The organism is Microvirga terricola, from assembly GCF_011777495.1.
GTDB classification, from domain to species: Bacteria; Pseudomonadota; Alphaproteobacteria; order Rhizobiales; family Beijerinckiaceae; genus Microvirga; species Microvirga terricola.
Genome location: NZ_JAATJS010000002.1, coordinates 568431 through 582470, shown reverse-complemented (window position 1 = coordinate 582470; position 14040 = coordinate 568431). Strand labels below are relative to the sequence as shown.

Here is a 14040-nt window from a genome sequence, read left to right as displayed (position 1 = left end):
AGAGGCACCGGCGGACCCCTTCGCGAGGTGGTTAGATAGGGCGCGGCGGCGATCTTGACAGAAACTCCGTTCGGTTAGGCTTAAGCGACCGCCGCCATGATCTCGGCCATGGCCTCCTCGGCGGCGAGGACGGTGGTCATCTGGACCGTATGGGCGAAGCGATAAGGCTCTCCATAGATCGTCTCGTCAGGGAACTCGGTGATGAGGGTCAGCGGCGTAGGATGGCGCTCCTCAGCCGTCAGCAGCGAGGGCACGCCGTTGATGATCTCATAGGGCGTGCCGCCGGTATGGATCGAGCAGATTTCGATCTGCCGCCGGTTGAACTCCACCAGCCCCGGAATGGCTGCCAGCCGCTTCGTCACGGCCTCGACAAGGAACCGCGCGCGATCCGTCCAGGATGGATGATGCCGCAGGATCAGGAAGAAGCCCTTCGGAATGGTCCACAATTCGAAGCCGCGCGGCAGATAGCCGGTGAAGGGCCGCGTCCACTCATGCGCCGGATAGCCATGGAGATTGACGTGCAGCTGCGCGCCCGACAGTTCCAGCGCCTTGAGGCGCGCGCCGATCTCGGCGGTGGGACGCTCGCTGCCGAACTCGACATCGCAACCGAGCGAGGTATAGCGCGCCGCATGGTGCATGTGGCGCGGATTGCCCTCGCAGAGGCGCCCATGCAACGCATAACCGTCGGGATTCTCGACGGGGATGAAGGCGATGTTTGCATCCGGATCGGCGAGCAGGCGACGCATCGCGCGCAGCGCGCCAACGGGCGCGGATGTCTCGTTGGCGTGCTGGCCCGAACTCACCAGAACCGCCGGGCGCGAGCCCTTGCGGTAGAGCCCCCGGATGGGACGCCCTTCATGGGAGCGGCCTTCGAACCGCTCGCCGGGCAGGCCTGCGAACTCCCGGTCGATCTGCGCGAGACCCGGCGCGGCATCGGCGGTATCAATCACCTGCTCGGGCCTCACCGGATCTTGCGGAGCACCGAAGGGACGCAGTTCCAACCGCACATGCGCGTCGCCCTCGCCTGCGCGAATATCCGGCACGATCTGGCCCGGCTGCACGCCGCGATCCTCCGGCGGGCGGCCGGATTTACGCTTGAAGAATTCGAGCAGCGAAAAGTAAAAGTCCTCGTGCAGCGCCTCGCGCGTGCTCATGACTTCATCGCCATAAGGCAGCTCGCGCTCGATGCCGGGCATCGTCACGTCGATGGCGATGGTTTCCGCATAAGGCTCCTGCGCCGGCCACGAATGCGCGGCGATGGCGGCCATCACTTTGTGGAACACAGCTTCCGCCTCGGTCTCGACCGCGTGGTCGAGATCGGGCGCGCCGCCGGGGCGCTTCGTCACCCTGAGCCAGCCCGTCGGCGTCAGGTCGGTTTCATCGAGATGGTTCTTGCGCAGACGGTTCGGCGCGAAAACCTCGTGCTCCGCAACGCGCCCGTCGCGATATTCGGCGGTCACGCGGTAGGTCAGATCCGCTGTGCCGGGCTCGAAATGCGTCTCGACGCCGTCTAGCAAAGCAGCCAGCGGATAGGCCTCCGAGAGAAACCGTAGAGGCTTCGCCTTGGCATGGACTGGAAAGCGAAGCGTGAAGCGCTTGAGGTCGCGCGTGTCGATGTCTTCAAGCACCGCATGAAGAAGCGGCTTGTAAGCGCTGTGCAGGCGGGCTTCGACGCCGACACGTGCGAATGCCTTCTCCGCCGTGCGCCGGGCCGCCTCATCCTCGAACAGCCATGCTTCGAGGCGAGCGCCGCGATGTTCTTCTCTCGCCCAGTCACGGAGAAGAACATCGAGGGTGCGCGGAATACGCGCGTCAAGCAAAATGGTCATTTTCCGGCCTGTCCCGTCGGGTCCAACAAATCGCGCAGCCAATCGCCAAGAAGGTTCAAGCCAAGCACGGTGAACATGATGGCAAGGCCGGGGAAGACGCTGACCCACCACGCCGTCTGCAGATAGGTGCGCCCGTCCGCCAGCATGCCGCCCCAGCTCGGAATGAGCGGATCGACGCCAAGGCCGATGAACGTCAAGCTGCTCTCCAGCAAGATGTTGTTCGCCACATTCAGCGTCATCAGAATGACGATGGGACCAAGCACGTTGGGCAGGATATGCGTGAAGATGATCCGCCCGTTACCGACGCCGATGGCGCGGGCGGAGTGAATGAATTCGCGCTCGCGCAGCGCCAGCACGGAGCCGCGCACGAGGCGCGCATATTGCACCCATTGCGCGACGATCATGAAGAAGATCACCTTGTCGACGCCGGTTCCCAGAATGGCGAGAAACATGATGGCGACGAGGATGAACGGCAGCGCGAGCTGAATGTCGGCAAAGCGCATCAGCAGGATTTCCGCAATGCCGCGATAATAGCCCGCCGCAAGGCCGATCAGCGTGCCGAGCGTCATCGCGCCCAGCATCGAGAGCAGACCGACCGTCAGTGATATCTTTCCACCCACGACGACGCGCGCGAGCATATCGCGGCCGAGCGGATCGGTGCCGAGGATGTGTGCGGCCTTCTGGAACGGCGGCACGAGGCGCGCCATCAGGTCCATGCTTTCGCCGCCATCCGGGAACAGGAACGGCGACAGCACGACGGCGATGGCCATGCCGCCTGCGAGCAGAGCGCCGAGGGTGAATTCGAGCGACCGGAAGCGCCGGCGGCTTGAAGAGATGGCTTGAGCGGTTGCCATGATCCTCACTCCGTCCGGATGCGGGGATCGATGAAGCCGTAGGCGATATCGATCACGATGTTGATGAAAACGATGAACAGCGCCAGCACCGTAATGGTGCCCTGAAGCACGGGATAATCACGCGCCGAAATGGCGTCGAAGGCGAGCGTGCCCATACCGGGCCAGTTGAACACGCGTTCGACGATGACGATGCTGCCGATCAGACCGCCGAATTGCAGGCCGATATAGGTGACGAGCGGAATGGCGGAATTGCGCAGCGCGTGCTTGTAGAGCACGACCCAATCCTTGAGGCCTTTGGAGCGCGCCACCATGATGTATTGCTGCGAGAGCGTCTCGAGCATCGAGGTGCGCACCAGCCGGACATTTGTCGCGGTGAGGATGATCGCCATGGTGAGCGCGGGCATCACGAAGCTCTGCGGCCCCTCCATGCCGCTCGGCGGGAGCCAGCCGAGAAAGATGGAGAAGAACAGCACCATCATGATCGCGAGCCAGAAGTTCGGGAACGACAGGCCGACGAGGGAGAGAATGCGGATAAGCTGGTCCGGCCAGCGCCCACGCTTGACCGCCGCATAGACGCCAAGCGGAACGGAAAACGCGATCGAGGTCAGAAGCGATGCGAAGGCGAGAAGCAGTGTCGCGGGAAGAGCGTTGCCGATCAGCTTCGCCACGGGCGTTCCGCCCATGAAGCTGCGGCCGAAATCGCCGACGACGATCCCTTGGAGAAAGCTGAAATATTGGATGATGAACGGACGTTCGAGGCCGAGCGATTTCCGGATATTCTGGAGATCCTGCTCGGTGACACCGCCCGCGCCACCGGTGAGCATGATCGCCGGATCGCCCGACAGCCTGACCGCGAACGACACGATCAGGGTCACAGCCAGGATCACGAAGACAGCCTGCAACAGCCGCTTGAGGATGAAGCCCGCCATTTCGTGATCCTGTTTTCTTATTGTTCTTTCAAGTGATCGTTTAGTCGACCGACACGTCGTTGAGGCGGAAGCGCAGGTCCGCCGGAGCGACGAAGTTCTTCACGCGCTTGTTCACGCCCAGAATGGTGTTCTGGTTGTAAAGCGGGATTTCGAGTGCCTGATCGGCCACGTAGCGCGCCACTTCCTGAAGAACCTTCTCACGCGCCTTCACGTCATAGATCTTGCGCTGGCTTTCCAGAAGTTCGTCGAGCTTCTTGTCGTTGCCGTAGGGGTTCCACTTCTCACCCGAGTGGTACATCAGGTAAGCGGTGTTGTCGTAGTCGAAGGTCCAGCCACCCCAGCTGTTGTGCCAGGCTTCGCCCGTCTTGCCGTTCGGGATGATGTCGTTGAGCAGAACCGCCGGCTCGTAGGGCTGGACGGACGGCTTCAGGCCGAGCGCCTGGAAGTAACCGGCTGCCGCCTGCGCAACTTCGCGGAAGGTTGCGTCGTTGCCGCGGAAGTCGATCTTGATGGCAGAGCCCGGCTGCACGCCGGCTTCCTGCAAGAGCTGCTTGGCCTTGGCGAGATCGAAGGGAACCGGCTTCAGGTTCGGATCGTAGCCGAAGGACAGTTCTGACTGGAAGCTCGCGATGGGCTTCGCATGGCCGAGCAGAACGGCCTTGATGATCGCCTCGCGGTCGACCGCCATGTTGAGGGCTTTGCGGACCTTCACGTCCTTCGTGATGCCGTCACGCGTGTTGAGACGCAGCGCGACGACCGTCGGGCCGGTGATGCTGACGAGCTGCAGGTTCGACGCCTGCTGCACAGTCGGCGTCAGCGCGAACGGGATGAGCGTCGCGATATCGATGCGGCCAGCCTGCAATTCGGCGATCTGCGTGTTCGCTTCCGCGATCATGCGATAGACGACCTTGTCGAGCTTCGGCGCGCCGCCCCAGTGCTCAGGGAAGGCTTCGAGGGTCAGATTGACCTTCGGGTTGTACTCGACAAACTTGAACGGGCCGGTGCCGACGGGGTGGGTGTTGAAATACTCGTCACCCTTCTCCTGAAGGTACTTCGGCGGCACGATCATCGCCCCGTAGCCGGCGAGCTTGGTGAGAAGCACCGGATCGGCCTGCTTCATCACGAAATCGACCGTGTTGTCGTCGACGATCTCCACGTGGTCGATAGAATTGTAGTTCGACTGCTGCGGCCCCTTCTTGCCCTCGTCACCGAGTAGACGGTCGAAGGTGAACTTCACCGCCGCCGCGTTGAACGGCTCGCCGTTGTGAAACTTCACATTCTGGCGCAGCTTGAAGCGGATGCGGTTGTTGTTGTCGAGAAATTCCCAGCTCGTCGCGAGACCGGGATTGAGCTTCATGTCCGGCCCGCGCGAGGTCAGACCGTCATAGATGTTCGTCGCGGCGGAAGCCCACGGCACCAGGAAGGTGTCGATCGGGTCCCAGCTGCCGGGATCGATGGTGAGGCCGACCGTCAAGGTGCCGGCGGCCTGCGCGCTCGGAGCAGCCATCGGTGCCGCGAGAGCGGCGGCCGTGAAGCCGAGAGCCGTCAGAAATTTCGAAAACGTCATGTTTTCAGTCCCCTCGTTTAGAGTTCTTATGCCGCGCCGCGCATGGCATCGGCTTCCAGCGCGACCCAATGCCCGGGCTCGACCTCGTGCATGCGGTGAATGGTGGGCTCTTTCCCGACCGGCCGAACCGGGCTTGGAATTTCACCTTCGATGCGAGTTTTCGCGCGCTCGCGCTGCGGGTCCGCGATGGGCACCGCGGAGAGCAGCTTGCGGGTGTAGGAATGTTGCGGGTTCTCGAACACCGCCTGCCGCGTTCCGATCTCGACGATCTGTCCGAGATACATCACGGCCACGCGGTGGCTGATCTTCTCCACCACCGCCATGTCGTGCGTGATGAAGAGATAGGAGAGCCCGCGCTTCGCCTGCAGTTCCATCAACAGATTGACGATCTGCGCCTGGATCGACACGTCGAGCGCGGAAACGGATTCATCCGCGATGATCAGCTTCGGATCACTCGCCAGAGCGCGCGCGATGCACACGCGCTGGCGCTGGCCGCCAGAGAATTCGTGCGGATAGCGCTTGGCGTGCTGCGGCTGCAGCCCGACCTGCTCCATCAATTCATGCACGCGCTTGTCGATGGCCTTGCGGTCCTTGATGAGGCCATGGACGACAATCGGTTCGGCAATGCTGTAGCCGACCGTGTGGCGCGGATCGAGCGAGGCGAACGGGTCCTGGAAGATGTACTGGATCTGCTGGCGCAGCTTGCGCCGCTCGCCATGGCTCATGGCGTTCATGTCGCGCCCGTCGAAACGGACGGTGCCGCCGGTCGGCTCGATGAGCTGCTGCAAGGTGCGCCCGATGGTGGACTTGCCGCTACCGGACTCGCCCACCAGCGCCAGGGTCTCGCCCGGATAGATCTCGAAACTCACCTCTTCCACCGCATGCACGCGATGCGTAACGCGGCCGAGGAACGTCTTGCCCACGTCGAAGCGCGTGGTGAGCTTCTCCACCTGCAAGACCGGCTTCGTGTAGTTGGCGGTGTTCTGCACGTGAGTCTCGCCCACTTGGCGAGGCTCGCCGCCATCCATCAACATAACCGGCGTGCGCTTCGGCAACGGCTGCCCTTTGAGGCTGCCGAGGCGCGGCACGGCGGAAAGGAGCGCCCGGGTGTAAGGATGCTGCGGCGCGGCGAAGATGTCGCGCACAGGCGCCTGCTCCACCTTGTCGCCCTTCCACATCACCACCACGTCGTCGGCCATTTCGGCCACCACGCCCATGTCGTGGGTGATGAAGATGACGGCAGTGCCCATCTCCTGCTGCAGATCGCGGATGATGTTGAGGATCTGCGCCTGGATCGTCACGTCGAGTGCGGTCGTCGGCTCGTCGGCAATCAGCAGCTTTGGATTGCAGGCGAGCGCCATCGCGATCATCACGCGCTGGCGCATGCCGCCGGAGAGCTGATGCGGATAACGGTCGAGCAGCTTTTCAGCGTCGGGAAGACGAACCTTCTGCAACAGGTCCTTCGCACGCAGGCGCGCCTCGCGCGCGTTCAGGCCCTCGTGCAGGCTCAATGTTTCGCCGATCTGGTTGCCGATGGTGAAGACCGGATTGAGCGAGGTCATCGGCTCCTGGAAGATCATCGCGATGTCCTTGCCGCGGATGCTCCGCAGCGTGTCATCGGATGCCTTCACGAGATCGAGTGCCTCGCCGCCGTTCGGGCGGAACAGAACTTCGCCACCCACGATGCGCCCGCCCGTATAGTCGGTGAGGCGCATGATCGCGAGCGATGTAACCGACTTGCCGGAACCGGACTCGCCCACCACGGCGAGCGTCTTGCCCGGCTCGACGTCGAAGCTCACTTCCTTGACGGCCCTGAAAGGCCCCTGCTCGGTCCGGAATTCCACGGAAAGGGAACGAACGGAAAGGAGAGGCTCACGGGCCGCTCCGCGTTTGGCTGTGGCGTCAGACATCGAACCATCGCTATGCTGAAGTACTGCTCTGACGCAACGTCAGAACAGTACCTCTTTAATACCTGTCACAGGACACCGCGACAGGGGGCTTTCGTCAAGCCTTTCTTTAACTGCCGCAAGGAATTGCTGGATTAAAAGCTGGGCAGAAATGCCGCAGCCGTCCCTCTCATTACGGCGTCACCCACTCCCCGCCGCGCATGAGAGGCTCTGCCGTCCCGTCTGCCGCGACTCCATCTACATCAATCTTATCGGACCCTATCATCCAGTCGATGTGGATGAGGCTCTTGTTGGCTCCGCGCGAGGTGAGTTCCTCCTCGCTCATGCTGCCGCCATTCACAAGGCACTTGCTGTAGGCCTGACCGAGCGCGATGTGACTCGCCGCATTCTCGTCGAAGAGCGTGTTAAGGAACAGAAGGCCACTCTTCGAAATCGGCGACGAATAAGGCACCAGCGCCACCTCTCCGAGACGGCGTGCACCCTCATCGGTGTCCAGGACCTTGTTGAGAACCGTCTCGCCAGTCCGCGCCTTGCTCTCGACGATCTGGCCGCCCTCGAACTTCACCTGAATGTCCTGGATCAGGGTGCCCTGATAGGAGAGCGGCTTGGTGCTGGTGACATAGCCTTCGACGCGGTCCTTGTGCGGGGTCGTGAAAACCTCTTCCGTCGGAATGTTGGCGTTGCAGACGACACCGTTTTTCGCCGTTGTCGAGCCGCCCGCCCATTCGTGCCCATCCGCAAGCCCGACGCGCAGATCCGTGCCCGGGCCGCGGAAATGCAGGGCGGCGTAGTTTTTCGCGTTCAACATGCGAGTGCGGGCGCGCAGGCTTCGGTTGTGGATGCCCCATGCCCCGATGGGGTCCTCAACATCCGCCCGCGAGGCGGCGAAAATTGCCTGCCACAACTTGGCGACCGCAACCTCCTCCGCATCGTTCGGGAACACCGCCTTCGCCCAGGCCGGGGTGGCGGCGGAGACGATGGTCCAATTGGTGTCGAAACCCGCGATCAGGTTCAGCGCCGGCTGATAGGCCTTGGAGCGCGCGCGGTTGGCGCGGGAGACCTTTTCCGGGTCTTCCTTCGCCAGAAGCGAGGGGTCGTCGCCCACGATGGCGAGGCGGGCCGCGCCGTTCTTGAAGGCTGCCGCCATGCCCTCATAGAGCCAGGCGGATGCAACATCGAAGCTCTCATCGCGGGCATGGCGATAGCGCATCAATGTCGCCTGATCGTCCGAGAAAAACGTGGTGACGAGGGATGCGCCGGCCTTGTAGGCCTGCTCCGTGATGCGCCGGGCGAGTGCCGCAGCCTCGAGCGGCGCGGTCATGACGACTTCCTGGCCCGGGTTCAGCCCCAACCCGACCCGCACCGCCACCTCCGCCAGCCGGTCGAGCAGAACCTCGTGGGACATGGCGGACGGGGCGCGGAATTGATCGTTCATGGTCTCTCTTTCTCGAAACGAAATGCTGGCGGCAGGCTACACGGCCCACGGTAGGGTGCAACCCTTGGAATGTTCAGGTTTCCTCGGTCGGAGCGCGGCCAACCGCCTCGCGGTCGAAGGCGATGCTCTTGATGATGGCGTGGACTGGCAGTCCCGCCCTCAGGCCGAGGCGCTCCACCGATTTGCGCGTCACCCGGGCGACGAGGCTGTCGCCACCGCAATCGAGCATCACGTCGACACTCGACCCGTCCGGCTCCCCGATGGAGGAGACTTTTCCTGGTAGTACGTTGAGCGCGCTCAAGCCCTCGGGCGGCTGGAGCGAGAGAATAATGTCGCGGGCGCGAAGGCGTACGCGCAGCGGTGCACCGGGAGCGAGATCGAGAAGCGGCACGGTCAGGGTGCCAGCCCGAGTTTGCAGCACGGTGAGACCGAAGGCCTCCTCGTGATGTAAAACGTGGGTCTCGATGAGCGCGCCCGTCTCGGCGGGGCCGGTCTGCGGGAAAAGGTTCGTCTGGCGCAGGATGTCTTCCGCCGGTCCCGCCGCCGTTACGCGGCCATCGGACAAGATCACGATGGAGGTCGCAAGCCGCGCGATTTCCGTCACCGAATGGCTGACGAGCACGATGGGGACGTTCCCCTCGTCCCGCAGCCTCTCGATATAAGGATAGATCTCGCTCTTTCGCGCCTCATCGAGCGATGCGAGAGGTTCATCCATCAGGAGCAATTGCGGGTCCGTGAGCAAGGCGCGCCCAATGGCGACGCGCTGCTTTTCACCGCCCGACAGTGTGGCGGGATTCCGGTCGAGCAGATGGCCGATTCCGAGAAGATCGACGATTGCCGAGAAATCCGCCACGCGCTCCCGCCTTGGCGTGAACCAGCGCCCGAACAGAAGGTTCTGGCGCACGTTCAGATGCGGAAAGAGCCGCCCCTCCTGAAACACGGTGCCAATGTGCCGTTTATGCTTCGGCACGAAGATACCGCTTTGCGTATCGACGAGCACGCGGCCATTGACCACGATACGACCCTGCGACGGGCGGATGAGGCCACCGATGGCATTGATGATCGTCGTCTTGCCCGCACCGGACTGCCCGAACAGAGCCGTGAGACGCCCCTCCGAGTGAATGCGGGCTTCAAGCGTGAAAGAGCCCTGCCGATGGCAGATATCGAGATCGAGCGTCATCAGGCCAGAAACCTCCGCCTGACTCGGCGCGCCATCCATTCGGAAACCCAGAGCGCGGCGACGGAGATCACGATGGAAACAACAGTCAGGCGCAGCGCGCCGCCCTCCCCGCCGGGCACTTGCGTGAAGGTGTAGATGGCCGTTGGCAACGTCTGCGTCTCACCGGGAATGTTCGACACGAACGTGATCGTCGCGCCGAACTCACCCATGGCTTTTGCGAAGGACAAGACCATTCCCGCAATGATGCCGGGCAGGATCAACGGCAGCGTGACGACGAGGAAAACCCAGACTCGGTTTGCCCCAAGCGTGCCCGCCGCATCCTCCAGTTTGCGGTCGACGGCCTCGATCGACAGGCGAATGGCGCGCACCAACAGCGGAAAGCCCATGATCGCGCAAGCCAACGCCGCACCGGTCCAGCGGAACGAGAACACGATTCCGAAATACTCGTTGAGGAGCGCCCCGATGGGCCCGCGTTTGCCGAACCAGAGCAGCAGGAAATAACCCACCACGACAGGCGGCAGCACGAGCGGCAGATGCACGATGACATCAAGCGCCTGACGCCCCCAGAAACGTCCGCGCTCCAGAAGCAGCGCAACGACGATGCCGGGAACGAGGCTCGCCGCCATCGCCGTCAGCGCGACCTTCAGGCTGAGATGGACCGCCATCCACTCCTGCGGGGACAGCCAATCAATCACGAACCGGATACCGGCTTGTTGATGAACGTGAAGCCCTGCTTGTCGAAGAATGGACGGGCCTTCGCCGAGCGCATATAGGTCAGGAAAGCCTGCGCATCGGGCTTCGCCGAGGCCTTCAAGAGCGCCACCGGATAGATGATCGGCGGATGGCTATCCTGCGGAAACTCACCGACGATCTTGACGTTCGGATCGGAAGCGGCGTCCGTGCGATAGACGATGCCGAGCGGTGCTTCGCCGCGCGAGACGAGAAGCAGTGCCGCGCGCACGCTCTCGGCTTGAGCGACCTTGTCCTTCACGCCGTTCCAGGCACCGAGTTTTTCCAGCGCCGCCTTGCCGTATTTGCCCGCGGGCACCGCATCCACATTGCCCATGGCAAGACGCCCCTGCCCCAGGACCGCGGCCAGATCGAAACCTTGCGCAACCGACACCTGCACGGTCGAGTCTTTTGGCGCGACGAGCACGATGGAGTTGCCGAGAAGGTTCAAGCGGGTCTGAGGCTGGATCAGGTTCTTGGAAGCGAGATAGTCCATCCAATCGAGATCGGCGGAGAAGAAGATATCCGCCGGGGCGCCGGCTTCGATCTGCTTCGCGAGCGCATTGCTCGCAGCGTAGGAAATCACGGCCTTCTTGCCGGTTTCTTTCTCCCAGGCCGCATTGATGTCGTCGAGTGCATTCTTCAGGCTAGCGGCCGCGAAAACGACCACGTCCTTGCCCTGCGCATAAGCGATCGAGGTCAATGAGACGCCGGCCAGGACAAGGCCTAGCGACACCACCCGGAGCGCTCCGGCCAAGCTGCGACAGACGTGCTTCATAACGATCTCCATTCGGGGCGAAGGCTCGCCATCATGAATGGCATCCTAATGGACATCGCCCTGTCTTCAAGCGGCCCGGCGCTTCGGCATGCTCCTTTTGACAAGCGAACGGACGAACCGGTAGCCGAGAAGGGAGGCGACGATGGCGGCATAGACCATTGGCTCCGGCGGCCAGGATTTCACCACGAGGAGGAAATGCAAAGCCGCACCGATGGCCGCGATATAAACGAGCCGATGAATCCGCGCCCAGACCTGGCCGCCGAGACGGCGGATGGCGGCATTGTTCGATGTGACCGCGAGCGGGGTCAGAACGATGAAGGTCGCCATGCCGATGGTGATGTAGGGTCGCTTGACGATGTCGGTCCAAATCGCCTCGAAATCGAAGCCCTGGTCGAGCACCACGTAGGTCAACAGGTGCAAGGCCGCATAATAGAAGCACAGAAGCCCGATGGCGCGGCGGTAGCGCAGCAGGTTGATATTGAGGATCTGCCGCAAGGGCGTAATCGCGAGCGTCGCGATGAGGAAACGCAGCGCCCATAAGCCCAGCGATTGCTCGAGATAGCGCATCGGGTCCGCGCCGAGCTGGTCGTTGACGCCGAGATAGAACAGCACGACTGCCGGAACGAAGCCGACGATGTAAATCAAGATCTTCGGCACCCGCGGCATGGCAAAGCCGTGTTTGCCGCGCTGTGCTGTGGCCTGGCCAGCCATCAGTAGAACTTTCGCAGGTCCATGCCGGAATAGAGCTGCGCCACTTGATCGGCATAGCCGTTGAAGGGCAGCGTCGGCCGGCGCTTCACGAACAGGCCGCCCTCCCCAATCCGCCGTTCCGTCTTCTGACTCCAGCGCGGGTGGTCCACGTTCGGGTTCACGTTGGCGTAGAAGCCGTATTCGTCCGGCGCCTGACGGCTCCACGAGGTCTCAGGCTGCTTCTCGACGAAACTGATGCGCGTGATCGACTTGATGCCCTTGAAGCCATACTTCCACGGCACCACGAGGCGGATGGGCGCGCCGTTCTGGTTCGGCAGCGCTTCGCCATAGAGCCCGACCGCAAGGATGGCGAGCGGATGCATGGCCTCGTCGAGCCGAAGCCCCTCCACATAGGGCCAGTCGAGCACCGGGAAGGCGGATTGCTGGCCGACCATTTCCGGTGGACGATAGACCGTTTCGAAAGCCACATACTTGGCGCTTCCTTGCGGCTCCACGCGCTTGATGAGGTCCGCCAGCGGAAAGCCGATCCACGGGATCACCATCGACCAGCCCTCGACACAGCGCATCCGATAGATGCGCTCTTCCAAGGTCGAGGTCTTGACGAGGTCGTCGATCGCGAATTCGCCGGGCTTGGCGACGAGCCCGTCAACCTTCACCGTCCATGGCGAGGTTTTGAGTGTGTGGGCATGGGCAGCAGGCGCGGTCTTGTCCACGCCGAACTCGTAATAGTTGTTGTAGTGCGTAACGTCCTCGAGGCTCGTCAGCTTCTCGTCGGTTGCCGAGAGCGGGCTTTTCTCGAAGGTCAGCGGCGCGGCCAGCGCCTTGCCCGGCAAGCCTGATGCCGCAAGCGCAAACCCTGCAGCGCCGGCCATTAGCTGGCGCCGATTGAGGTACACCTCCCGAGGAGTGATCTCGGAAGCGGGAATATCGATCGGACGGCGGATCAGCACGGCGGCACCTCGTTTGTCCCAGTGTGGAATGGGTACACCCGGGAAAGCAAGACGCCACGTCACGTTTGCGTTATTGCCGTCGATCCTCAGTTCGACGAAACTCGGATGCCCGCGCTGTCGAACAGATGCGCCTTATGAATCGCAGGTTTCAGCGCCACGGCCTCGCCGGGTTTGAGGTGAAACCGCTCCCGCAGCACTGCCGTAACCGAACCGCCCTCGGTCTTGGCGATGAGGGTCGTGTCCGCTCCGGTCGGTTCCACGACCGAGACGGTTGCCGGGATCGCTCCCGCCGTGCCGGGCGCCGCGAGCTCCAGGTGCTCGGGCCGGATGCCGTAGGTCAGCTTGTTGTCGGACGACAGGGCGGGTCGCACCTGAAGCGGCAGAACCGTCCCGCTCGGCAGCGCGAGGCCGCCCGCATCGAGATGACCGTCGATGAAGTTCATGGACGGCGAGCCGATAAACCCGGCAACGAAACGGTTGGCGGGCCGGTCGTAAAGTTCGAGCGGCGCGCCGATCTGCTCCACCACGCCGTCATGCATCACCACGATCTTGTCCGCCATGGTCATGGCTTCGATCTGATCGTGCGTGACATAGATCGTCGTGGTCTTGAGGCGCTGGTGCAATTCCTTGATTTCCGCGCGCATCGCCACACGCAGCTTGGCATCGAGGTTCGACAACGGCTCGTCGAACAGAAACACCTGCGGATCGCGCACGATGGCGCGCCCCATGGCGACACGCTGGCGCTGGCCGCCGGAGAGCTGGCGTGGATAGCGATCAAGCAGCGGCGTCAGACCAAGCGAAGTCGCCGCATCCGACACGCGCTTCTTCTGCTCGGCCTGCGGCACGCCCTTGAGCTTGAGCGAAAACGCCATGTTCTCCGCAACCGTCATGTGCGGATAGAGCGCGTAGCTCTGGAACACCATGGCAATGTCGCGATCTTTCGGCGGCACGTCGTTGACCACGCGTGGGCCGATGCGGATTTCGCCGCTCGTGATGTCCTCAAGCCCCGCGATCATGCGCAGCAGCGTGGATTTTCCGCAGCCTGACGGGCCGACGAGGATGACGAACTCGCCGTCTTCGATATCGACGTCGACACCCTTGATGATCGACACGGGGCCAAAGGACTTTTTGATGTCGCGGATCGAGACATTCGCCATGACAGTCTCCGGTT

General features: G+C 62.8%; 12 protein-coding genes. All 12 read right to left on the bottom strand.

The window, feature by feature from the left end; all coding sequences use genetic code 11:
• Positions 1-80 precede the first annotated feature (80 nt).
• The 12 genes from HB375_RS07165 to HB375_RS07110 all read right to left on the bottom strand — a co-directional run bounded on the left by HB375_RS07165 (position 81) and on the right by HB375_RS07110 (position 14026).
• On the bottom strand, positions 81-1829 hold the full coding sequence (locus HB375_RS07165) for a M14 family zinc carboxypeptidase (RefSeq protein ID WP_167672280.1): 1749 nt from the start codon (positions 1827-1829) through the stop codon (positions 81-83).
• Positions 1826-2683: an ABC transporter permease gene (locus HB375_RS07160; protein ID WP_167672279.1), complete on the bottom strand. Its 858-nt coding sequence runs from the start codon at positions 2681-2683 to the stop codon at positions 1826-1828. The genes HB375_RS07165 and HB375_RS07160 overlap by 4 nt, the downstream gene beginning before the upstream one ends.
• A 5-nt stretch (positions 2684-2688) precedes the next feature.
• Positions 2689-3612 (bottom strand): ABC transporter permease, encoded by a 924-nt coding sequence (locus HB375_RS07155; RefSeq protein WP_167672278.1) that lies wholly within the window; start codon positions 3610-3612, stop codon positions 2689-2691.
• A 40-nt stretch (positions 3613-3652) separates the two neighbouring features.
• The gene (locus tag HB375_RS07150; RefSeq protein WP_167672277.1) at positions 3653-5179 is read right to left on the bottom strand and encodes an ABC transporter substrate-binding protein; all 1527 of its coding nucleotides are present in this window, start codon (positions 5177-5179) and stop codon (positions 3653-3655) included.
• Between the two features lie 26 nt (positions 5180-5205).
• Positions 5206-7089, bottom strand: a complete 1884-nt coding sequence (locus tag HB375_RS07145) for an ABC transporter ATP-binding protein (protein ID WP_167672276.1) — start codon at positions 7087-7089, stop codon at positions 5206-5208.
• Positions 7090-7258: 169 nt separating this feature from the next.
• Positions 7259-8521, bottom strand: a complete 1263-nt coding sequence (locus tag HB375_RS07140; RefSeq protein ID WP_167672275.1) for an aminopeptidase — start codon at positions 8519-8521, stop codon at positions 7259-7261.
• A gap of 73 nt (positions 8522-8594) precedes the next feature.
• Positions 8595-9701 carry a molybdenum ABC transporter ATP-binding protein gene (gene modC, locus HB375_RS07135; RefSeq protein ID WP_167672529.1) on the bottom strand — a complete coding sequence of 369 codons (1107 nt, stop codon included), beginning with the start codon at positions 9699-9701 and terminating at the stop codon, positions 8595-8597.
• On the bottom strand, positions 9701-10396 hold the full coding sequence (gene modB, locus HB375_RS07130) for a molybdate ABC transporter permease subunit (RefSeq protein ID WP_425515164.1): 696 nt from the start codon (positions 10394-10396) through the stop codon (positions 9701-9703). The genes modC and modB overlap by 1 nt, the downstream gene beginning before the upstream one ends.
• Positions 10393-11208 (bottom strand): molybdate ABC transporter substrate-binding protein, encoded by an 816-nt coding sequence (modA, locus tag HB375_RS07125; protein WP_167672274.1) that lies wholly within the window; start codon positions 11206-11208, stop codon positions 10393-10395. Before modA ends, modB begins: the two co-directional genes overlap by 4 nt.
• Before the next feature lie 66 nt (positions 11209-11274).
• On the bottom strand, positions 11275-11919 hold the full coding sequence (gene msrQ / locus HB375_RS07120) for a protein-methionine-sulfoxide reductase heme-binding subunit MsrQ (protein WP_167672273.1): 645 nt from the start codon (positions 11917-11919) through the stop codon (positions 11275-11277).
• Positions 11919-12869, bottom strand: a complete 951-nt coding sequence (gene msrP, locus HB375_RS07115; RefSeq protein WP_167672272.1) for a protein-methionine-sulfoxide reductase catalytic subunit MsrP — start codon at positions 12867-12869, stop codon at positions 11919-11921. The genes msrQ and msrP overlap by 1 nt, the downstream gene beginning before the upstream one ends.
• 86 nt (positions 12870-12955) lie before the next feature.
• On the bottom strand, positions 12956-14026 hold the full coding sequence (locus HB375_RS07110) for an ABC transporter ATP-binding protein (protein ID WP_167672271.1): 1071 nt from the start codon (positions 14024-14026) through the stop codon (positions 12956-12958).
• Positions 14027-14040 lie beyond the last annotated feature (14 nt).

Excerpts from the sequence above, each read along its gene's own strand:
- HB375_RS07165 (WP_167672280.1), bottom strand. The coding sequence starts at position 1,829 with ATGACCATTTTGCTTGACGCGCGTATTCCGCGCACCCTCGATGTTCTT.
- HB375_RS07160 (WP_167672279.1), bottom strand. The coding sequence starts at position 2,683 with ATGGCAACCGCTCAAGCCATCTCTTCAAGCCGCCGGCGCTTCCGGTCG.
- HB375_RS07155 (WP_167672278.1), bottom strand. The coding sequence starts at position 3,612 with ATGGCGGGCTTCATCCTCAAGCGGCTGTTGCAGGCTGTCTTCGTGATC.
- HB375_RS07150 (WP_167672277.1), bottom strand. The coding sequence starts at position 5,179 with ATGACGTTTTCGAAATTTCTGACGGCTCTCGGCTTCACGGCCGCCGCT.
- HB375_RS07145 (WP_167672276.1), bottom strand. The coding sequence starts at position 7,089 with ATGTCTGACGCCACAGCCAAACGCGGAGCGGCCCGTGAGCCTCTCCTT.
- HB375_RS07140 (WP_167672275.1), bottom strand. The coding sequence starts at position 8,521 with ATGAACGATCAATTCCGCGCCCCGTCCGCCATGTCCCACGAGGTTCTG.
- modC (WP_167672529.1), bottom strand. The coding sequence starts at position 9,701 with ATGACGCTCGATCTCGATATCTGCCATCGGCAGGGCTCTTTCACGCTT.
- modA (WP_167672274.1), bottom strand. The coding sequence starts at position 11,208 with ATGAAGCACGTCTGTCGCAGCTTGGCCGGAGCGCTCCGGGTGGTGTCG.
- msrQ (WP_167672273.1), bottom strand. The coding sequence starts at position 11,919 with ATGGCTGGCCAGGCCACAGCACAGCGCGGCAAACACGGCTTTGCCATG.
- HB375_RS07110 (WP_167672271.1), bottom strand. The coding sequence starts at position 14,026 with ATGGCGAATGTCTCGATCCGCGACATCAAAAAGTCCTTTGGCCCCGTG.